Origin of the sequence: Pseudomonas putida (assembly GCF_028682395.1) — a bacterium.
Classification (GTDB): Bacteria; Pseudomonadota; Gammaproteobacteria; order Pseudomonadales; family Pseudomonadaceae; genus Aquipseudomonas; species Aquipseudomonas putida_AB.
Window position 1 is genome coordinate 286,888 of the sequence record NZ_JANHLC010000001.1, and the last position, 19,985, is coordinate 306,872.

The following is a 19,985-nucleotide window of genomic DNA, read 5'->3' on the forward strand; positions in this document are numbered from 1 at the left end:
CAGCCCGCGATTTAGTATGGCTGCAGGTCAACCGGCGCCTGTGGGGTGTAAGACGGCGTACGCGGCACTGCGATCTCGACCGGCAGCCCCTCTTCAGCGGCAACTACGTCGCGCACCATATCCCAGTTCATTTGCACATTATTGGCCAGGTCTTCACGCTTGAGCAGGGCGTTGATCACAGCCGTATGCTTGTCGACGACCGAGGGGTTGCCCTTGTCATCCAGTGGCGCGTGGGCCTCCAGATAAACCTTGCCACCACTGACGCCGAACTTGTACGCCTCGTTGATGATCCTGACCGGGGTGCCCACCGGCACCATGCCGGCCATTTCCAGCACGTTGTTGTTGAACATGCGGAAGCAGCCATGGCTGGTGCGCATGCCAATGCCAAACTTCTTGTTCGAGCCATGGATCAGGTAACCCGGTACACCCAGGGTGAACTTGAAAGGCCCCAGCGGGTTGTCCGGACCAGCCGGCACCACGTTGGGCAGCGGATCGCCATCGGCCGCGTGCTCGGCCTTGATCGAGGCTGGCGGGGTCCAGGTCGGGTTCGGCGTCTTCGCGGTGATGCTGGTTTTGGCAATCGGCGAGCCCCAGCCTTCACGACCAATCCCCAACGGGAAGGTGTAGACCACGTTGCGGCCCTTGGGGAAGTAGTACAGGCGGTATTCTGCCAGGTTGATCACGATGCCCTCGCGCGGGCCCGGCGGCAGAATGAAGCGCGTCGGCAGCACGACATCGGTGCCGGCCCCCGGCAACCACGGATCGACACCGGGGTTGGCCGCCACCATCTCCAGATAACCCAGGTCGTAGGTAGTGCCCAGATCGGCGAACGTATCTTCATACTTGGCCTTCACCACCTGGACCTGACCGACGATATCCTCGCCCGGCGCAGGCAGCGGCAATTCCAACGCCGATACGGGGCCGCTCAGGCAAAGCGCGGCAACTGACAGATAGCGGGTGACGGCAGGAAAGCGCGACAACATCCGGAAAATCCTTCGCATAATCGACGTGAAATTAAAGAAGGCGATTGTACACCGCCACCTATGGCTGCGGGAGGCAGCCCACGGGCTCAAAGCTCGAAGCGCAGCTCCGGCCAGATCGGCGGTGTACCGCGCTTCTGTGCTTCGAGAATAGCCCGACATAGCGGGCACAGACGCTGATCCCGAAAAATCAGTTTATCGACGCACAGCAAACGCGGCTGCGCGGGCAGCAATGTACCGCACAAGGTACGGTCGGCCGAACCGCCCAATTCCAATTGGCGTGCGACCAGATGCACCCGAACCTCCTGGCAGGCGAACAGATCGAGCTGTTCGTCGGGCTCGATCAGTTGATAGGCATACAAAGACCAGGCAGGACGCTGCATCGGGGGCTCCAGATTTCGGGGGCGCCACCTTAGCCGAAAGGCCGTCGCTAGAAAAGCGTCAAAGCAGCGGTTTTAGCGTCGGCCAGACATTCTCCAGCAATTGCCCCTGGGCACCGACCGCAGGGTGCAAGCCATCGGCCTGCATCAACTCGGGATGCCCGCCCACGCCCTTGAGGAAAAACGGCACCAGCGCGACGTTTTTTTCCTCGGCCAGTTCGCTATAGACCCTGGCAAACGCCTGGGTATAACGAACCCCGTAATTAGGCGGCAACTGCATGCCCAACAGCAGCACCTTCGCGCCCGCCTTCCGGGCTTGCTCAATCATCGACGCAAGATTTTGTTTCAATTGCGTAGGAAGCTGCCCACGCAGGCCATCGTTGCCTCCCAACTCCAGGATCACCAGATCCGGTTTATGCGCTGCAAGCAGTGCTGGCAGGCGTGCCTGGCCTCCGGCACTGGTATCACCACTGATCGAGGCATTGACGACCCTGTCGTCAAAACCTTCCTGCTTCAGGCGCTTCTCCAGCAACGCGACCCAACCCTCGCGGGTATCCAGGCCGAAACCCGCGCTGATACTATCGCCAACGATCAACACCGTACCTGCTGTTGCATTCTGGGCCAGGCACATCAAGGCCAGGGCAACACTCAAAAACCACACACGCATCGGATTCTCCATGGGCGAAAGCATTCTCACCGCGCAGAACCTTAGCAAAGTGGTTCCCAGCGCGGAAGGCGAACTGACCATCCTGCACCCCCTGAGCCTGCAATTGAGCAGCGGCGACAGCCTGGCTATCGTCGGCGCGTCGGGCTCGGGCAAATCCACCCTGCTCGGCCTGCTCGCCGGCCTCGACCTGCCCAGCAGCGGCGAAGTCACGCTCGCCGGCCAGGCCTTCAGCACACTTGATGAAGACCAACGCGCACGCGTGCGCGCCGAGCATGTCGGTTTCGTGTTCCAGTCCTTCCAACTGCTCGACAGCCTCAATGCCCTGGAAAACGTCATGCTGCCGCTGGAGCTCGATGGCCGCAAAGACGCCCGTGAGCGCGCCCGCGAACTGCTCGAGCGCGTGGGTCTCGGCCAGCGCCTGAGCCACTCGCCCCGCCAGCTCTCCGGTGGCGAGCAGCAGCGGGTCGCCATTGCCCGGGCGTTTGCCGCCGAACCGGCCGTGCTGTTTGCCGACGAACCCACCGGCAACCTCGACAGCCATACCGGCGAGCGTATCAGCGACCTGCTCTTCGACCTTAACCGCGAACGCGGCACCACGCTGGTACTGGTCACCCACGATGAACGCCTGGCCCACCGTTGCCGGCGCCTGATCCGCCTCGAAGCCGGCCATCTGGTCGCCCCCCTGGAGCCTTGATGGCACGCCTGCCGCTATTGCGCCTGTTCAGCCTCGCCACCCGCCAACTGTTGCGCGACGCCCGCGCCGGTGAATTACGGGTTCTGTTCTTCGCGCTGCTGGTGGCCGTGGCCGCCAGTACCGCCATCGGCTACTTCGGTGCTCGCCTCAATGGCGCCATGCTCTTGCGCGCGACCGAGTTCCTTGGCGCCGACCTGCTGCTCGAAGGCAGCTCGCCCGCCCGCTCCGAGCAGATTCGCATCGGCCGCGAACTGGGCCTGGATCATGCCCAGGTGGTTGAGTTTTCCAGCGTGATCGCCACCGACAACGGCATCCAGTTGGCCAGCGTCAAGGCGGCCGACGACCACTACCCCCTGCGCGGCGAGCTGAAGAGCGCCAGCGTGCTCTATGGCCCGGAAACCGCAGGCGGGCGCCCGCAACCCGGCGAAGCCTGGGCCGAAGCACGGCTTCTGGCAGCCCTGGACCTGAAGATTGGCGACAGCATCGATGTTGGCAGCAAAACCCTGCGCCTGACCCATGTGTTGACCTATGAACCGGACCGTGCCGGCAACTTCTATAGCCTGACCCCGCGCGTGATGATCAACCTTGCCGACCTGCAGGCCACCGGCGTGGTCCAACCGGGCAGCCGTGTCAGCTTCCGCGAACTGTGGCGCGGCACACCCAGCGCCCTGCAGACGTACCGGGAACTGCTCAAGCCCGGGCTGGCCGCCAATCAGCGCCTGCAGGATGCCCGCGATGGCAACCAACAGATCGGCGGTGCATTGGGTAAAGCCGAGCGCTACCTGAATATGGCCAGCCTGGTCGCGGTCCTGCTGTCCGGCGTTGCTGTCGCCCTGTCGGCCAATCGCTTTGCCAGCCGACGCTTTGACGCCAGCGCGCTGCTGCGATGCCTGGGCTTGTCGCGCCGCGAAGCCATGCTGCTGTTCAGCGCGCAGTTGCTCCTGCTCGGGCTACTGGCCAGCCTGGCTGGCGCCCTATTGGGCTGGCTGGCCCAATTGGGCCTGTTCTACCTGCTGCACGACCTGCTACCGGCTGCTGTACCACCTGGGGGCCTGCTGCCGGCCCTGGCCGGGATCGGTACCGGCCTGGTCGCCCTCACCGGCTTTGCCCTGCCGCCCCTCGCAGCGCTGGGTCGAGTCCCACCGCTGCGGGTCCTGCGCCGCGATATGCTGCCCGTGCCCGCCAGCAGTTGGCTGGTCTATGGCGCGGCACTGCTCGCGCTGGGCCTAATCATGTGGCGCCTGAGCCTGGACCTGTTGCTGACGTTTGCCCTGCTCGGCGGTGGAGTCATTGCCGCCGTCCTGCTCGGCGGCCTGCTCCTGCTGGCGCTGCAAAGCCTGCGCCGCCTGCTGGCGGGTGCTTCGCTTCCCTGGCGCCTGGGCCTGGGCCAGTTACTGCGCCATCCATTGGCTGCGGCCGGGCAGTCCCTGGCCTTTGGCCTGATCCTGCTGTCCATGGCGTTGATCGCCCTGTTGCGCGGGGAGCTGCTGGACACCTGGCAAAATCAGCTGCCACCCGACGCGCCCAACTATTTCGCGCTGAATATCCTGCCGGCCGAAAAAGACGCCTTCAATGCGCGCCTGGAGCAGCTTTCGGCCCAGGCCGCGCCCTTGTATCCGGTCATCCCCGGACGCCTGATCAGCATCAATGGCGCCCCGGTACAGGATATCGTCACCAAGGAATCCAGCGGCGACCGTGCGATCCAGCGCGACCTGAGCCTGACCTGGGCCGCCGAGCTGCCACCTGGTAATCGCCTGACGGCCGGCCAGTGGTGGACACCCCACACAGGTGACGAGGTCCCTGGCGTTTCAGTGGAAAGCAAGGTGGCAGAGAACCTGAAGATCAAGCTCGACGATCACCTGGTGTTCACCATCGGCGGTGAAAACCGCGAGGTGCGGGTCACCAGCCTGCGCGAGGTCGACTGGGACAACTTCAAGCCCAACTTCTTCATGATCTTCCAGCCCGGCACCCTGCAGGACCTACCGACCACCTACCTCACCAGTTTCTACCTGGCCGCTGGCCATGATTCACAGATCATCGAGCTGTCACGAGCCTTTCCTGCGGTCACTATCCTGCAGGTCGAAGCCCTGCTCGAACAACTGCGCAGTATCCTCGCCCAGGTCACCCTGGCGGTGGAGTACGTACTGTTGTTTGTGCTGGCCGCCGGGATGGCGGTGCTGTTCTCAGGCTTGCAGGCCACGCTCGACGAGCGCATCCGCCAGGGAGCGCTGCTGCGCGCCCTGGGTGCCGAACGCCGACTGCTGATCAAGGCCCGGCGTATCGAGTTCGGCGTACTCGGTGCAGCCAGCGGCCTGCTCGCCGCGCTGGGCACCGAGCTGGTCAGTTTCGTGCTGTACCGCTATGCCTTCGACCTGAGCTGGCAGCCTCATCCATGGCTGTTGCTGTTGCCCCTGATGGGCGCATTGCTGATTGGTGGCGCGGGCGTTTTCGGCACGCGCCGCGCCTTGAATGCCAGCCCCCTGACCGTCCTGCGCGAGGGCTGATAGACTTGCGCCCTCTTTTGCCAATGGACCTGCAATGAGCCGTTATCGTCCACCACGCAGCGCCGGTACCGCCCTGATCACCCCCGAGGGCGAAGCGCGCATGCGTGCCGAGTTGCATGAGCTGTGGCATGTGCGCCGGCCCCAAGTCACGCAATCGGTCAGCGAAGCGGCAGCCCAGGGCGATCGCTCGGAGAACGCCGAATACACCTATGGCAAGAAGATGCTGCGCGAAATCGACAGCCGCGTGCGCTTCCTGACCAAACGCCTGGAAAGTCTGAAGGTGGTGAGCGAGCGCCCGAGCGATCCGAACAAAGTCTACTTTGGTGCCTGGGTAACGATTGAGGATGAAGAGGGCAAGGAGGCCCGCTATCGCATTGTCGGCCCAGATGAGCTGGACCTGAAACAAAACCTGATCAGCATCGACTCGCCCCTGGCCCGGGCCTTGATCGGCAAAGCCTTGGACACCGAAGTCTGCGTCCAGACACCCACTGGCGAGCAGTGGGTGTGCATCACCGCGATCGACTACCCCTAGCGGCGGGTAATCAAGCCCCGGCGCGCTACTCGGATCAGTTGGGCAATGACGTCCTCGGCCTGCGCGGCGCTCGGTGCCTGAATCACCGCCAGGTCGAACGTATCGCGACTGAATGACGCCAGGCTGGCGCCCGCTTCGACAAACTGGATCAAAAACGCCGAGGCACGTCCCTTGCGTCGCGGCCATCCGTCCAGGTAACGCAGAAGCGTCGGCTGGTGGGAACCGCCCAACAGGATTTTCGGATTACGCTGGACAATATTGGCGGTAATGGGTGCAAGACGTACCAGCGGACGTGGTACCAGAGGGCATGTGCTGTTCAAAGTGCGTGTCTCCGCCTCAAAATTCTGCCGGGCAGGTGAGAGGCAACACCGAACCAGCGCTTTAGCGGTATTTCGAAGCCTGCTTCAAGCTTCTACGGGGGTTCATTCGAACCACCTGGCGCCCCGCAAGTAGCTGTTTAAATCGGCGCATAAGGGCATCCTAGAGAAGCGGCGGGGGCAGTGTCAAGAATCTCGCGCAACGAAAAAGGCCCGCTCAGTGCGGGCCTTTTATCATCAGCAATGCTCAGCGAGCGATGGCGCCATCAGCCGACAGTTTGCCAGCGCCTTCGAACAGGACCGCAATCGTCCCGCCCAGCAGCGCCAGGGCGAACTCGTAGCCGTTGTTGGCCATAAACAGGCCGTTGCCGATATGCACCGAGAGAATCGCGACCACCAGGGTAAAAGACAGTCCCAGTGCGGCAGGCCGCGCCAGCAAACCGATGATCAACGCCAGGCCGCCGAAGAACTCCGTGCCTCCGGCCAACAGGGCCATCAAGTGACCGGGCGCCAGGCCGATGCTTTCCATCCACTGGGCCGTGCCTGCCAGGCCATGGCCGCCAAACAGGCCGAAGAGTTTCTGCGCGCCGTGGGCGGCGAAAATGATCCCGACAAAGATGCGCAGGACCGTCAGGCCGTAACCGGCGCGGGTGCTCAGGACGCGATTGATCAGTGTGCTCATGCTGTAATCCTTTTGGGTGTGGGGTGTGATGGCCGCCATATTAATCAGTATTAACAATGATAAAAGCGCAAAAAATGCGGTTTACCAATCAACAATATCGATTATTTCCGTACGGCGACCTTCTGCACTGCCCGAGGTTCTAGCGACTCCCGTTCCCGGTCGAATGCCAGATAGTACTTGTTCACACTATTAACATAGCTGACCGCCCCCATTCCCACCTGCTCCATGGCGATTCGCTCGACCTGGAAAAACCACTGATTGGGATTCAGGCCACGGCGCCGCGCCTCCGCACGCATGCCCTGGACCCGCTCCGGGCCCATGTTGTAGGCCGCCAGTACAAACGCCATGCGCTCGCGCTCATTGAGCGCGGGGCTGGCGAAGAATTTGCGGCGGATCATCGCCAGATACCGCGCACCGGCCTGCACATTGCTGTCGAGCGTCTGGATACTCGCCACCCCGACCCGCTGCGCCGCTGCCGGGGTGATCTGCAGCAACCCCATGGCACCGCTGGCGCCTCGTGCGTCAGGGTTGAGCGTCGATTCCTTGAAGGCCAGGGCCGCCAGGTTCAACCAGTCCATGCCCAAGGCCTCGGCATGCCGCTGCAATACCGGCCGCAGCTTCTCCAGTTTCTGCCGATTGGCCCTGGCTAGCGGGTAATGCACCTTGTACAGGCGCCGGTAGATCCGTACGAACGCCGCATCCTGGTCGGCCGGCGCCTTATACGACTTGAGAAATCGATCAATGCTCGCCCGCAGCATCGAAGCGTCGCGACGTACGAACCAGTACTGCTCGCGCGGCTCACTGATGATCACCTGACGATCGAAACGCAGCTTGGGCATCACCTTGGCCCAGCGCTCGGCGATTGGCTGCTCGACAATGGTCAGGTGAAAAATCCCGGCCTGGATCATCTCCAGCACATCTTCCACGGCCAGGCTGGGATCGACCCACTCGACCCTGACCGGCGGCCTCTTGTGCAGTGCCAGCTTCTGGTTGATCTGATTCACCGCCTCGCCCGCCGCGCTGCCGCTGGTCAGGGTGATCGCCTTGCCGGACAGCTGTTCCAGGCGGGTATAACGCCGTTCGCCCTTGACGCCTACCAGCCACAGCGGCACGTCGCTGACAATCGCATCGCTGGGGCTGATCAGGTGGCTGGGCGCGGCATCGATCAACTCGCCGGGGGCGACCAGATCGCCTTCGCCGCGTTGCAAGGCGCCCAGCAATTGATCCTTGGACTTGGGAATGATCTTGAGGGCGATTTCCTGACCGTCACGGGCATGACCGTTGAGGTACTGCTCGAAGGCACGCAGGCGGTGGTACTCGACGCCGATGGCCTGGCCCTGGACTTCCCCCGAACTGTGCCGGCTCTGATTGACCAGCACACGCAACACCTGGCTTTCACGGATCTGTGCCAGGTCGCGGACCTTGCCGCTCGGCAAGGCCTGCACAGGCCCAGCCAGACGCGCAACCGCCGGTAGCGGCAGCAGCAACGACAAGCACAGCATGATCAGCAACGAGGGTCGCGTCATCCGCTCTCCGGGAACAGTACTGTCCGACAGCAGGCCTAATGACCTGGGGTCGGGCGATAGAAGCAGGACCGCTTCTGCACGCAAAAAAGTGCGCAAGCCTCGCACAGGCCCGGGCATCACGCCAGCCGCTGCGCTCTCGCGGACTTGAAAGACAGTTATAACTCGTTGTAGTTCTTGGCTTTTCTTATAAATTCCGGGCTCTGGTATGCTTTCCGGCCGCAGGCAGGAGGTAGCACCATGCAACTCATCGATATCGGCGTCAACCTGACCAACCCCAGTTTCGTCGGCAAGCAACGGGAAATACTCGATCGCGCCTATGCTGCTGGAGTCTGCCAACTGGTGTTGACCGGTACCAGTGTCGAGGGCAGTGAACAGGCCCTGCAGTTGTGCGGCGAACTCGATGACAGCGGCCAGCGGCTGTTCGCGACTGCCGGTATCCACCCCCACAGCGCCAGCGACTGGAACGCCGATAGCGCCACCCGCTTGAGCGCCCTGCTCAAGGAGCCGCGGGTCCGTGCGGTGGGCGAATGCGGGCTGGACTTCAACCGCGACTTCTCGCCTCGCCCGCAACAGGAAAAGGTCCTGGAAGCCCATCTGGCCCTTGCTGTGGAGTTGCAGCTACCGGTGTTCCTGCACGAACGCGATGCTAACCAGCGCCTGCTGGAAATCCTGCGCGACTACCGCGACCAACTGCCGGCCGCCGTGGTGCACTGCTTTACCGGCGAGCAACGCGCGCTGTTCAGCTATCTCGACCTGGACCTGCATATCGGTATTACCGGCTGGATCTGCGACGAGCGCCGCGGCACCCATTTGCACCCGCTGGTGCGCAATATCCCCCATGATCGCCTGATGCTGGAAAGCGATGCGCCCTACCTGCTGCCCCGCAGCCTGCGCCCCAAACCCAAGAGCGGGCGCAACGAACCGGCCTTCCTGGGCGAAGTGCTGCGCGAAGTCGCCCTGCACCGCCAACAGAGCGAAACCGAACTGGCCGCCCAGAGCACCGCCTGTGCGCGAAAATTCTTCGGCCTGCCAGAGATTGCTTGACCCATATCAAGAAGCGTTTTATTCAGTACCTGCACAATAATGGCACCTTGCCAATATTCTTTCCGCACAATCAGCCTGGGTAGCTTCCCTGCTCGCGTTTACGCGCCAATGGAGCGCCACCCGACTCGCTCCAACAGGCCGGCCGCAGCCTGTATCGCGAGAGCGCGGCGAAGCTCAGGCCCAATCAGAGAAGACCTCCATGGGTGCCTGGCTTAGCAACATCTCGCTGAAATACAAATTCTGGGCAGTCAACGCAGTGGCCTTCGTCACCACCCTGCTGTTGGTGCTCTACGCCGTGCAGCTCGAACAGCAGTCACGCAGTGCTGCCTCCCAGGCTTCCGCCCAGGCCCAGGCCCAACTGATCAAGTCCTGGCCCACCGGCCAGCCACTGCCCAAGGCCAGCTTTCTACTGAGCTTCAAGCGCGGCGAGAACCCGAGCCTGAATGGCCAACTGCTGCCACGCCTGAGCAACGCCAACGGCTGGGTCGAATATGACTACATGCCGCTGTTCGGCGAGAACCCGCTGATGGGCGCCGAAGTCGTCGCCCGCGACGATGGCCAGCAGGTCGCTGTACTTGCCTATGGCCCCAGCCTGGCCCAGGTCTTTACCGAGCGTTTTACCAACTACGCAATTGCCGTCTTTATCCTGATGGTGGCCATGCTCTGCGCCTCGCAGTTGCTGATCCGTTTCCTGATGAGCCAGCTCAATATCCTCAAGGACGTGATGCTGCATGTGGAGAAGACCGGCGACCTGTCGGCCCGTGTGCCCCTGGCCTGCACCGACGAAGTCGGCCAGATGGCCAGCGCCTTCAATGCCATGCAGGCCGGCTATCAGCGTGTGGTCAGCACCGTGGCGCGCACCGCCGCTCAGTTGGATGTCGGCGCCGCGCGCCTGGCCTCGAGCATGAACGACGTTCGCCATGGCATGATCGGCCAGCAGAGCGAAACCGACCAGGCCGCCACGGCGATCAACGAAATGTCCGCCACCGTCTACCATATTGCCCAGCATGCCGGCGCGACCCGTGATCTGTCGCAGACCGCCGACACCCTGGCCGGCAGCGGCCAGGCCGTGGTCAGCCGCGTTCAGCAATCGATTGCCGGGCTGTCCAACGGCGTGCAACAAACGGCGGAAATGATCCAGAAACTGGCCGAAGACAGCCAGAAGATCAATGGCGTGGTCAACGTGATCCACAGCATTGCCGAACAGACCAACCTGCTGGCCCTGAACGCAGCCATTGAAGCAGCCCGGGCCGGAGAAATGGGACGCGGCTTCGCCGTGGTGGCCGATGAAGTGCGCAACCTGGCCAAGCGGGTGCAAGCCTCGACCGACGAAATCACCGGCATGGTCTCCGCACTACAGGCCGGCACCCGTGATGCCGTCGACTTCATGCAGGAAAGCTCGTTCAAGGCCGACGACTGCGTACAGCAGGCCCAGGAAGCCGGTGCCGCCTTGGTAGAGATCACCAGCGCCGTGGCCCAGATGCGTGAAAGCAACACCCAGATCGCCGTTGCAGCCGAACAGCAGAGCCAGGTCGCCGAAGAGATGAACCGGGCCGTGGTCAGCATCCGCGATGTCACCGAAAACACCGTGCAGCAGACCGTCGATTCCGCCACCACCAGCAGCGAGCTGGCGACCCTGGCCGGCGAACTGAGCAAGGCCATCGGCCAACTCAAGCTGTAGCGCCCCGGGCTCCGCTTCAAGCGGCACGCTGCAGCCGCTTGAAGCTTGCCGTTTAAGGCTTTCTATAGCGTTTATAGAAAAGCTCGATTCGCAACCCGCCGTGGCCGCTCCTATTCTTCTTTCATCGGATTCACGATTCAAGGAGAGCCATCATGGGCAAACGTCATCCCGATTTCCCCGCCTGGCAATGGCGAGTTTCCCCGCAGGATCAGCGTGATGCCTATCAAGCCGTCTTGCGCCTGATCGCCCTGCCGCTGTTTGTCGTGGCCTTTCTGCTACTGGCCTGGGGCGTGTTCAGCACCGACCTGCCCAGCATCGCCATCGGCATCATCGGCCTGCTCGCCGGCCTGGGCCTGCAACGCGGGCATCTGTTGTAGGCGCTCGCCCGGTTCGCGTGGAGACCCAGCGAACCGGGCGACTGTTTCATTGACCTCGACCTGAGGTTCAGCCAAACACCGTGACCGTTTGCCGGCTCAATGCGATCAGTTCGCCCTGAGGCGTCCACAGCGCGGCCGCAACATGCCCATAACCATCGCGGGCATGCTCGATGACCGCCAGGTATTGGCACCAGTCCAGCGTGGTCAGGGCCGGCAATGGCTGAACGAACTCAATGGTCCAGGTCAGGGTGCTGCCTGGGGCGAGCTGCTTCAAATGCGGCAGCACGGCCGGTGGCCAGGCATCGACCAGGGCAAGCAGATGGGCTTCGGTCAACGGTTCTTCCTCGACCTCGCCACGCAAACGCACCCAGCCGCCCATTTCCCGCGAGGTATTCCCGCTAAACGGCACACCGCCGACACTCCAGCGCAAGGCCAGATGGCGCATGAACTCGGGGGTCATGCCAGGAATAAACGGCAACTCCTGGGACTCTTCCGAGGGTTTCATCGCCGGTGCCGGCTCAGCCACCACCTGGACGACCGACGCACGGGAGGCGCCAAAACTGCCCTGGACTAGCGTCACCACCTGGCCATTTTGCACCGCACGGCCCAGCATCTGGCTGACGGCCTTGCCTTCACGTAGAACCTCGACCTCGAAGCTGATCGGCACATTGGGCTCGGCCGGGCCGACAAAGGTGATCGCCAGCGAGCGTGGCGGGCGTTCGGCTGGCACCTTGGCGCGCATGGCCTCGTACAACAGCGCTCCCATCAACCCGCCGAAACTGGCTCGCCCCTGAGCCCAATCAGCGGGGATCGAGATGGCCTGGGGATCATGGCGAACAGCATCGAGCAACTGGGAAAAACGCATGCAAACCTCGGGCAAGGGTAAATATCCATCGATACTAACCAGCTCGCCCGAGCAGCACAGGGCCTATTTTTGCCAAACCTGCGGACAATCGAGCCGCGTCCTCACGCCTGGGCGTCAAAAGCAACGTGCGGCCAGCTTGTCCAGCACTTTGTCCGAGCGCCCCTCGGCCCGGGCCATGCTCAGGCGCCAGCCCGCCACGCAAGGCAGCAGATCCGGTTGACGCTCAGCCTGTGCCAGCCATTGCCAGCAATCATGCCAATCACCCAGCGCGCTCTGGGCAGCCTTGAGATGCTCGAGTGCCGACGCAGACAGATTGCCGAGCTGCGGATAAGCTTCACCAGCGTAGCGCACACGCTTGATCAAGAGGCGCAGCCAATGGCGATCGTGCGCCGGATCGGCCAGCGCCTCAGCCAGCGCCTGCCACTGTTTCTCCAGACGCTTGGCAATGCGCGTTTCCAGCCCCCGCAGCAAGCCCTGGCGTTGCGATGCGCGCAAAAACCGCGGGAAGGCATCGAGCACCACCAGCAATTGCGCCAGTTGTGGGCTCTCAGCCACTTTCAAGTAATCGTTGGCCAACGTCCGAGTGCGCCGTTGCGCTGCGGCGTGATAGCCGTGCTCATGCAGGTAAGCCGCCAGCACCTCGCGATCGCGCAGCGGCGTGGTCAGTTGGCCGACCTCGGCAGCGGCCTGCTCCAGCGGCTCGACGCCAGGCAGCCCGCGCAGTGGTCGCAACAGACTGCGCAAACGCCTGACCGTGGTACGCAGGTCATGCAGGGCTTCGCTGTCGGTGTGGCCACGGACCCGCTCCTGACACGCCAACAAACGGACTTCCAGGCGCAAGACCTGAGCAATCAACCGATCAACCAAAGCAGACATTGTGAATGACTCCTCCGTTTACAGGCTGCGGCGCAAGTACCGCAACGCTCGTGGCAAGACACTCGGCGAGCTGGCAGCGCCAGCATAGCGCTGGGCCATGAACGCCGAGATAAACAATCGTATGGCCGGGGCCTGCGCAGGCAACTGCCGAGCCGCACGCTCAGCAAAGGCCTGCGGCCCTTCGCCAGGCTCACGCCGCAGGCCGCGACGACTCAGCAACTGCTCGAACGCCATAAAGTGCGCAACCTGCGCATCCCGATGCCGCTGCCATGGACGCAGCAGGCACAGCATGGTCACGGCCAGCAGTAACACCACGCCTACCGGCAATACCCAGCGCCGAGCCTCACCGAACCATTGACCGAGCAATTGCCACTGGTCTTCAGCCTGGTAGCCCAATACCCAGCGCTGCCAACCATAATTGAGGTTATCCCAGCCCAATCTCAAGCCATTGAGCCAAGTCAGGCTCGGATAACGCAACGGCGAGAGCACGCCGCCCGGGGCGAAATCCTCATCGGCGTCCAGGGCCTGGGCCAGGCCCTGCTCGATCCGTTGCGGAGCCACCGCATAAGTCGGATCGACACTGCGCCAGCCCTGCCCGGCCTGCCAGTATTCAACCCATGCGTGGGCATCGGACTGGCGCACCGTGAGGAAATTACCTGCCGGATTCGCTTCACCGCCCTGGTAACCGGCCACCACCCGCGCGGGAATCCCCGCAGCCCTCAGGACAAAGGTCATGGCGCCGGCGTAATGGGCACAAAACCCCTGGCGGCTGTCGAAAAGAAAACTGTCGATGGTATCGCCGCTCAAGGTCGGCGGCTTGAGGCTGTAGTGAAACGGTTGCTGACGGAAATGCGCCAGCACAGCGTCGACCAGCACCTCAGGCTGTGGATAAGCCTGTCTCAGTTCCTCAGCCCAACGACGGCTGCGCGGATCGCCGCTGGCCGGCAGTTGCAAGGCCTGACGTTGCGCACGCTCGCTCAACAGCGGGTCACGGATCACCTGCGGCCAGGAACTGGCTCGATACAGCAGCGCCTGCTGCACCGGCCGCATACGCTGCAAGCGGTAGTCGGCGAGCTGGCGCGTGCCGTCCAGCTCACTGCGCGCCACATCCAGTACCGGCAACCAGGGTTTGTCGGTCGGCTGCAAGATAATGTTGTACTGCCACGCTGTCCCGCTAGGTTGCCAGGTCGGGGCCATGCTGTAGGGCATGGACGGCGACTGGCTCCAGCGCTGGCCATCGAAGACTTCCAGGCTCAAGGCCCGCCAGTACAATGCCTGGCGTGCCGGCTGCGGCCCCTCGAAACTGACACGAAAAGCCAACGCCGAGGAACGGCTTAGTTCGGCGATATCCCCTGGCGCCATGGTTTCGGACAAACCACTTTGTGCCTTATCGCTAGGCAACGGCAGCGACCAGAGCGGTGCCAGCCGGGGGAAGCAGAGGAAGAGCAGCAGCATCAATGGCAAGGCTTGCAGCAACAGGCTCGCAGCCAGACGCAGCGTGGCGGTGGGTCGGGTCAACGCCTCCTGCTGCAAACCGATCAAGGCGGCCAGGAGGGCCGTGATCGGTAGCACGCTGTAGAGCGTCCAGAGCAGGCTGTCATCGAACAAATAGGCAACGCCGACACAGAACCAGCCAAGGAAAACCAGCACCAGGGCGTCGCGACGGCTGTGCATTTCCAGCGACTTGAGCGCGAACGCCGCGACCAGCAACACCGCGCCAGCATCCAACCCCACCAGGCTGCCGCGCGACCACCAGACGCCCAGCGCCGTGCCCAGCAGCAATAGCAGCTTGATCCCACGGCCCGGATAACCGACGCGCATGCGATACACCTGGATCTGCCATGCCGTGCAGCCCAGCCACAACCCCATCAGCCATAGGGGGACGTGCGGCCAGAACGGCACCATGACCAGGGCCTGGGCGACCAACAGCCAGATCAGGCTGGCCCGGGAAATCGGCGGTAGGTGGGTCATGGCTCGCGCCCGAACAGCGCCAGCGCGCGCAGACAGGCCTGACAATGCGCCTCACCGCTGTCGATGCCCAGCCACTGGCCAGGCAGACGTAAAGCAAAGGCCTGCTGACGCTGAGTCAGCTCCAGCACCCAGTAGCACAGCCGCGACAAGCGCTGCTCGACATCACCGCCCAAGGCCTGGAAATCCAGACAGGGCTCTTGGCCTTCGAGGCTGGCAAACTCCTTGACCAGCAGGCCCTGGCCACGGGAATAGGCCTTCCAGTGCAGACGCCGCCAGGAATCGCCTGGCTGATACGGCTTGAGCCCCTGGTAATCATCAACCCCCTGGCCATGGGCCTGCGTGCCCTGATCCTGGTTATCCACAGATGTGCTGGACAGCGCTGGCAGTTCACCGACCAGAGGCTGTGGATAAACCAGCACCGACTGCCCGAGATCGACCTCGCTCCAGGCCCGCAGGATGCCCAGGGGGAAACAGCTTTCGACCCGGATCCGCGGCGCCCTCAGCCAGCCTCGGACATGGGTCGGATGGTTCAACTCGACCTCGTGGAACCCGGCGCCGGGCACGTGCACCGTTTGCAGTGCCACGGGCGACCAGCCCAGCGCTATCGCCTGGTGCGCTCGCCCAACACTCTCCAGGCGCAGGACAAAGCGGGCCTGCTCACCGACAAACACCGCCGGCGCTGCGCCTGCGCTCAACAGCAGTCCGCGCAGATTGCGATAGGTGTGCACGATGCCCACCAGGCCGAGTGCCAACAACAGGAAACACAGGCCATAGGCCGGACTGTTCTGGTAATTGATCGCGGCCAGCAGAATCACCACCAACACCACGGCAAAACTCAGCCCGGCCTGGTTGGGCAGGATGAAGATGCGCCGCTGGGTCAGTTCGACCCGCGGTGCCGGCAGCAGCCGCCGCACCAGCCAGCGCTGCCAGTGTGCGTTAAGGCGCCCGATCAAAGCGCCGGCACCTCACGCAGTAGCCACTGCACCAGGGCACCACCTCCCTGCCCGGTCGGATCAGCCCGCTCACGCAGACGGTGGCCGGCCACGGCCGGCAATACCGCCTGCACATCCTCGGGGACCACATAGTCGCGCCCGGTGAGCAAAGCCCAGGCCCGCGCCGCCGATAACAGTGCCAGGCTCGCCCGTGGCGACAAGCCCCAGGCAAACTGCGCCTGGTTGCGCGTCGCCGTGACCAGGCGCAACACGTAATCGATCAGCGCATCGCTACAACGCACCTGCCGCGCCTGGTGCTGCAGTGCCGATAACTCGACATGACTGAGGATCGGCTGCAAGCGCGGCAGCAGATCGCGTCGGGCCTCGCCCAGCAGCAGGGCTCTTTCCGCTGCCTGGGCCGGGTAACCCAAGGACAGACGCATCAGAAAGCGGTCCAGTTGCGACTCGGGCAAGGCAAAGGTGCCGCCCTGGCTGCTGGGGTTCTGGGTCGCGATCACAAAGAAGGGCTCGGGCAGCGGGCGAGTCGCGCCCTCGATCGTGACCTGGCCCTCCTCCATGGCTTCAAGCAGTGCGCTCTGACTTTTGGGCGTGGCACGGTTGATTTCGTCCGCGAGCACCAGTTCGGCGAAAATCGGCCCGGGGTGGAACACGAACAACCCACTGTCCTTATCGAACACCGAAGTGCCGAGGATATCGCTGGGAAGCAGGTCGGAGGTGAACTGGATCCGCTGAAAACTCAGCCCCAGGACTTTGGCCAGGGTATGGCTCAGGGTGGTCTTGCCCATCCCCGGCAAGTCCTCGATCAGCAAATGACCGTTGGCCAACAGGCAGGTCAGCGCCAGACGGACCTGGGCTTCCTTGCCCAATACCACTTGATTGACAGCCAGCAGGCACGCATCCAATTTGCTACGCATAGGCGCGATTCCTCTTATCGATCAGCCCGGGAGGCGCCTAGCCTAGCCCTGGAAGGACGCTGAACGCGAGGAATAAGGCCGGGCGCCAGGGCTATTTTAGCCCCGTCGTGCACCCTGGCTCAGGGTTGGATCATGGGATCAGCGCCCGGCGCGCGACTCACGAATATAGAAACGGGCTTTCTCGGCCTTTTTCGTGCAGCCCTCGAAGGCCTCGAATTGCTGCTGGGTCTTGGCACCGGTCAGCAGCGACAGCGCTTTGGAATAGCTGACAGTGCCGGCAAAACCTTCAGCCTTGGCCAGGTCCAGCTCGTGCCAGGCAGCATCAATCTGGGTGGCACAGCTGTCGCGGTAGGCGGTCTTGCCGGCGCAGCCGGCGAGCGTCAAGGCAATCAGGGGGAGACAGATCCAGGCTTTCATCGAAGGCACCTCAAGGTAAGAAAACAGTCGTACGCTGTATGACGTTCAGTATGGCTAAAAGTGCCTGATTGCCCAGTCTGAAAAACCACGCCGTCCAACGATTGTCGACAGCCTCTTGCGGGTGCATTGTGGGCGCCTGTTTGCCGAAGGTTCGAGTCATGAAAAAACGTGTCGCATTGGTACTGGGTTCTGGAGGAGCACGGGGCTACGCCCATATCGGCGTGATCGAGGAGATCGAACGCCGTGGCTACGATATCGCCTGTGTCGCTGGCTGCTCCATGGGCGCGGTGGTGGGCGGGATCTATGCCGCCGGAAAACTCGATGACTACAGGAACTGGATCGAGAGCCTGGACTACCTCGATGTGCTGCGCCTGGTGGATGTGAGTTTTCGCCTGGGGGCGATTCGTGGAGAGAAAGTCTTTGGCCAGATCCGCAAGATCGTTGGTGAGATCAATATCGAGCAACTGCGCATTCCCTACACCGCGGTAGCCACCGACCTGACCAACCAGCAGGAAATCTGGTTCCAGGAAGGCTGCTTGCACCAGGCAATGCGCGCCTCGGCGGCCATCCCCAGCCTGTTCACGCCGGTCATGCAAGGTAATCGCATGCTGGTCGACGGCGGCCTGCTCAACCCCTTGCCCATCGTGCCGGTGGTCTCCAGCCACTGCGACCTCATCATTGCGGTCAACCTCAACTCGACCAACCAGAAACACTATCAACTGCCGGTTATCCAGCGTCCGGCCGCCTTTAGAAGCCGCTTCGACAACCTGCTCAACTCCCTGGGTTCGCACCTGCCGTTCCGGCGTAAGCAGGCCGAGGAATTGCTGCGTTTAGAGCGCGAAGCCCTCAGTAGCGTGGCCAGCGATATCAACCCCTGGCTTGAGCCGCCCGAACCAGAAGCCCAGCAAGCCGCTGCCGCCCCTGAAAACGAAGGGGCACCGCGCTCGGCCACCGGCTCGTTCATCATCGATAACGTCGGTCCGGCGTCGCTGCTCGACCTGATCAACCAGAGCTTCGAGGTGATGCAGACCTCGCTGGCCCAATACAAGATTGCCGGCTATCCACCGGATATCCTGATCAACGTGCCAAAGCGCGTCTGCCGTTTCTTCGAGTTCTACAAGGCCCCGGAGCTGATCGCCCTGGGCCGGGAGATCGCCCGGGATACCCTGGACCGTTATGAAAACGAGCGCGATTGAGCGAGTGAGTCAAGGCTCGATAGGGCAACCCAATCGAGCCTGATAGACTTGTCCACCATAGAAAATACCTACGATGCCGATCCCCTCTTCCCTTACAACAAAGGCAATCGCCACACGCTTTCAGTAATAGGTCATGCGCAGGTTCGGGCGGATATCGTCACGGCGGACCCCGCGTTCAGGGAAGGTCCGCAGGCTTTCGCAATAGCTGACGATCAAATCGGTATACTGTGCCGCCACCATGGGCGTAGCCACTTCCGCAATGTAGCGAAACAGCCTGCGCAGTTGCGTCAACGCCTCTGGAGAGAAGTCGACGCCAAGCCTCATGGGCCTTTATCACTCGCTCGGCGGTACTCGGCCGCCAGGGCTTCACGCACCTCGATAGCGCTCAGCCCGCGCGCTGGCTCAGCCTTGAGCGCGTCATAAGCCGGGGCAACCTGTTCCAGAAGCCAGCCATCGGCAGCCAAGTCCCGCTCCAGCAGTGTGTGCAGGCCATCGCGAATCATCTCGCTCTGCGTGGCATATTCACCCGCTGCCACCTTGGCCTTGATCTGTTCCGCCATTTCCCTGGGCAGGGAAATGCTGAGCTGTTCAGTGATACGCATGGAGCGCCCTCGGTTAAACCATCAACAGGGGAAAAGGCTAGCGCAAGCGTGATCGGCTGTCGCGAGTTAACCGACCAGTGCCGCCGTCAACCGTCGGCCTCGATCAGCCGATAACCGACCCCGGCTTCGGTGACGATAAACCGTGGACAGGTCGGATCATCCGCAAGCTTCTGCCGCAGATGACCGACGACAATGCGCAAGTAATGACTGTTCTCGATATGGGTCGGGCCCCAGACATCCTTGAGCAATTGCTGCTGGGTAATCACCCGCCCAGGGTGCCGGGCCAATTGGGCGAGCACCGCGTATTCCTTGCGTGTCAGGGCGACCTCGACGCCATCGAGCAGCACCCGCCGATAGGCCAGATCAATGGTCAGCGGCCCCATCTTCAACGCCGACTCCTGAGCCTCGCCGAGTGGGGCCTGGCGTAAAAGAGCACGGATCCGCGCCAGGAATTCCTGGATACCAAAGGGTTTGGTCACATAGTCGTTGGCACCACCATCCAGCGCTTCGACCTTCTGCCCCTCGGCCGCCCGCACCGACAACACCAGCACCGGTGCGCTCGACCATTGGCGAAACTCGCGCAGCACCTGCTGGCCATCCATATCCGGCAGGCCGAGGTCGAGTACCAACACATCGGGCTTGTTCAGTGCCGCCACGGCCAGCCCCTCGCTGCCGCTACCGGCCTCAAGCACCTTGTAGCCCTGGGACGCCAGGCTGATACGCAGGAACTTGCGAATCTGCGGTTCGTCGTCGATCACCAGGATGGTCGCGGTCTGACTCATGATATCGGGCCATGGCAAAAGGATT

Annotated in this window: 21 protein-coding genes and 1 pseudogene; 7 read left to right on the forward strand and 15 right to left on the reverse strand. The window is 62.8% G+C overall.

Annotated features, from left to right (window positions below; all coding sequences use genetic code 11):
- Nucleotides 1-11: 11 nt before the first annotated feature.
- The 3 genes from NPS46_RS01360 to NPS46_RS01370 form a co-directional block, all read right to left on the reverse strand.
- Nucleotides 12-983 carry a L,D-transpeptidase family protein gene (locus NPS46_RS01360; protein WP_274104594.1) on the reverse strand — a complete coding sequence of 324 codons (972 nt, stop codon included), beginning with the start codon at nucleotides 981-983 and terminating at the stop codon, nucleotides 12-14.
- 86 nt (nucleotides 984-1,069) lie between these two features.
- A complete protein-coding gene (locus tag NPS46_RS01365; RefSeq protein ID WP_274104595.1) occupies nucleotides 1,070-1,363 on the reverse strand; it encodes a hypothetical protein in 294 nt (97 codons plus the stop codon).
- A gap of 58 nt (nucleotides 1,364-1,421) precedes the next feature.
- Nucleotides 1,422-2,027, reverse strand: a complete 606-nt coding sequence (locus NPS46_RS01370; protein ID WP_274104596.1) for an arylesterase — start codon at nucleotides 2,025-2,027, stop codon at nucleotides 1,422-1,424.
- Between the two features lie 10 nt (nucleotides 2,028-2,037).
- Between NPS46_RS01370 and NPS46_RS01375 the strand changes: the two genes are divergently transcribed.
- From NPS46_RS01375 to greB, 3 genes are read left to right on the forward strand one after another with little or no spacing between them, the layout of a single operon-like run.
- Entirely contained in the window at nucleotides 2,038-2,721 is a 684-nt protein-coding gene (locus NPS46_RS01375) for an ABC transporter ATP-binding protein (protein ID WP_274104597.1), read from the forward strand.
- A complete protein-coding gene (locus NPS46_RS01380) occupies nucleotides 2,721-5,225 on the forward strand; it encodes an ABC transporter permease (protein ID WP_274104598.1) in 2,505 nt (834 codons plus the stop codon). The genes NPS46_RS01375 and NPS46_RS01380 overlap by 1 nt, the downstream gene beginning before the upstream one ends.
- Before the next feature lie 34 nt (nucleotides 5,226-5,259).
- Nucleotides 5,260-5,757: a transcription elongation factor GreB gene (greB, locus tag NPS46_RS01385; protein ID WP_274104599.1), complete on the forward strand. Its 498-nt coding sequence runs from the start codon at nucleotides 5,260-5,262 to the stop codon at nucleotides 5,755-5,757.
- Here the strand turns inward: greB and NPS46_RS01390 are convergent.
- The 3 genes from NPS46_RS01390 to NPS46_RS01400 form a co-directional block, all read right to left on the reverse strand.
- Complete coding sequence (locus NPS46_RS01390) at nucleotides 5,754-6,059, reverse strand: class I SAM-dependent methyltransferase (RefSeq protein WP_274105374.1); 306 nt, start codon at nucleotides 6,057-6,059, stop codon at nucleotides 5,754-5,756. The genes greB and NPS46_RS01390 overlap by 4 nt on opposite strands.
- Nucleotides 6,060-6,321: 262 nt before the next feature.
- Entirely contained in the window at nucleotides 6,322-6,756 is a 435-nt protein-coding gene (locus NPS46_RS01395; RefSeq protein ID WP_274104600.1) for a DoxX family protein, read from the reverse strand.
- 101 nt (nucleotides 6,757-6,857) lie between these two features.
- Nucleotides 6,858-8,282, reverse strand: a complete 1,425-nt coding sequence (locus tag NPS46_RS01400; RefSeq protein WP_274104601.1) for a transglycosylase SLT domain-containing protein — start codon at nucleotides 8,280-8,282, stop codon at nucleotides 6,858-6,860.
- Between the two features lie 237 nt (nucleotides 8,283-8,519).
- On the opposite strand from NPS46_RS01400, the gene NPS46_RS01405 reads away from it, so the two are divergent.
- From NPS46_RS01405 to NPS46_RS01415, 3 genes and pseudogenes are all read left to right on the forward strand, one after another.
- Nucleotides 8,520-9,326 carry a TatD family hydrolase gene (locus tag NPS46_RS01405; RefSeq protein ID WP_274104602.1) on the forward strand — a complete coding sequence of 269 codons (807 nt, stop codon included), beginning with the start codon at nucleotides 8,520-8,522 and terminating at the stop codon, nucleotides 9,324-9,326.
- A gap of 199 nt (nucleotides 9,327-9,525) precedes the next feature.
- Entirely contained in the window at nucleotides 9,526-11,007 is a 1,482-nt protein-coding gene (locus NPS46_RS01410) for a methyl-accepting chemotaxis protein (protein WP_274104603.1), read from the forward strand.
- 152 nt (nucleotides 11,008-11,159) lie between these two features.
- Nucleotides 11,160-11,381 (forward strand): annotated as a pseudogene (locus tag NPS46_RS01415) (terminase); the annotation flags it as partial.
- Between the two features lie 70 nt (nucleotides 11,382-11,451).
- Here the strand turns inward: NPS46_RS01415 and NPS46_RS01420 are convergent.
- From NPS46_RS01420 to NPS46_RS01445, 6 genes are all read right to left on the reverse strand, one after another.
- Nucleotides 11,452-12,249 carry an acyl-CoA thioesterase gene (locus NPS46_RS01420; RefSeq protein ID WP_274104604.1) on the reverse strand — a complete coding sequence of 266 codons (798 nt, stop codon included), beginning with the start codon at nucleotides 12,247-12,249 and terminating at the stop codon, nucleotides 11,452-11,454.
- A 114-nt stretch (nucleotides 12,250-12,363) separates the two neighbouring features.
- Nucleotides 12,364-13,125 (reverse strand): CHAD domain-containing protein, encoded by a 762-nt coding sequence (locus NPS46_RS01425; protein ID WP_274104605.1) that lies wholly within the window; start codon nucleotides 13,123-13,125, stop codon nucleotides 12,364-12,366.
- 18 nt (nucleotides 13,126-13,143) lie between these two features.
- Complete coding sequence (locus NPS46_RS01430; protein WP_274104606.1) at nucleotides 13,144-15,096, reverse strand: transglutaminase TgpA family protein; 1,953 nt, start codon at nucleotides 15,094-15,096, stop codon at nucleotides 13,144-13,146.
- Nucleotides 15,093-16,049, reverse strand: coding sequence for a DUF58 domain-containing protein (locus NPS46_RS01435; RefSeq protein ID WP_274104607.1), 957 nt, complete (start codon nucleotides 16,047-16,049; stop codon nucleotides 15,093-15,095). Before NPS46_RS01435 ends, NPS46_RS01430 begins: the two co-directional genes overlap by 4 nt.
- Nucleotides 16,046-16,963: an AAA family ATPase gene (locus tag NPS46_RS01440; RefSeq protein ID WP_274104608.1), complete on the reverse strand. Its 918-nt coding sequence runs from the start codon at nucleotides 16,961-16,963 to the stop codon at nucleotides 16,046-16,048. Before NPS46_RS01440 ends, NPS46_RS01435 begins: the two co-directional genes overlap by 4 nt.
- Nucleotides 16,964-17,101: 138 nt before the next feature.
- Nucleotides 17,102-17,380: a hypothetical protein gene (locus NPS46_RS01445; protein WP_274104609.1), complete on the reverse strand. Its 279-nt coding sequence runs from the start codon at nucleotides 17,378-17,380 to the stop codon at nucleotides 17,102-17,104.
- A 158-nt stretch (nucleotides 17,381-17,538) separates the two neighbouring features.
- On the opposite strand from NPS46_RS01445, the gene NPS46_RS01450 reads away from it, so the two are divergent.
- Nucleotides 17,539-18,576, forward strand: coding sequence for a patatin-like phospholipase family protein (locus NPS46_RS01450; protein ID WP_274104610.1), 1,038 nt, complete (start codon nucleotides 17,539-17,541; stop codon nucleotides 18,574-18,576).
- Nucleotides 18,577-18,696: 120 nt separating this feature from the next.
- On the opposite strand, the gene NPS46_RS01455 is transcribed toward NPS46_RS01450, so the two are convergent.
- The 3 genes from NPS46_RS01455 to NPS46_RS01465 all read right to left on the reverse strand — a co-directional run bounded on the left by NPS46_RS01455 (nucleotide 18,697) and on the right by NPS46_RS01465 (nucleotide 19,960).
- Complete coding sequence (locus tag NPS46_RS01455; protein ID WP_274104611.1) at nucleotides 18,697-18,900, reverse strand: type II toxin-antitoxin system RelE/ParE family toxin; 204 nt, start codon at nucleotides 18,898-18,900, stop codon at nucleotides 18,697-18,699.
- A complete protein-coding gene (locus NPS46_RS01460) occupies nucleotides 18,897-19,178 on the reverse strand; it encodes a ribbon-helix-helix domain-containing protein (RefSeq protein ID WP_274104612.1) in 282 nt (93 codons plus the stop codon). The genes NPS46_RS01455 and NPS46_RS01460 overlap by 4 nt, the downstream gene beginning before the upstream one ends.
- 86 nt (nucleotides 19,179-19,264) lie before the next feature.
- Nucleotides 19,265-19,960 carry a response regulator gene (locus NPS46_RS01465; protein WP_274104613.1) on the reverse strand — a complete coding sequence of 232 codons (696 nt, stop codon included), beginning with the start codon at nucleotides 19,958-19,960 and terminating at the stop codon, nucleotides 19,265-19,267.
- Nucleotides 19,961-19,985 lie beyond the last annotated feature (25 nt).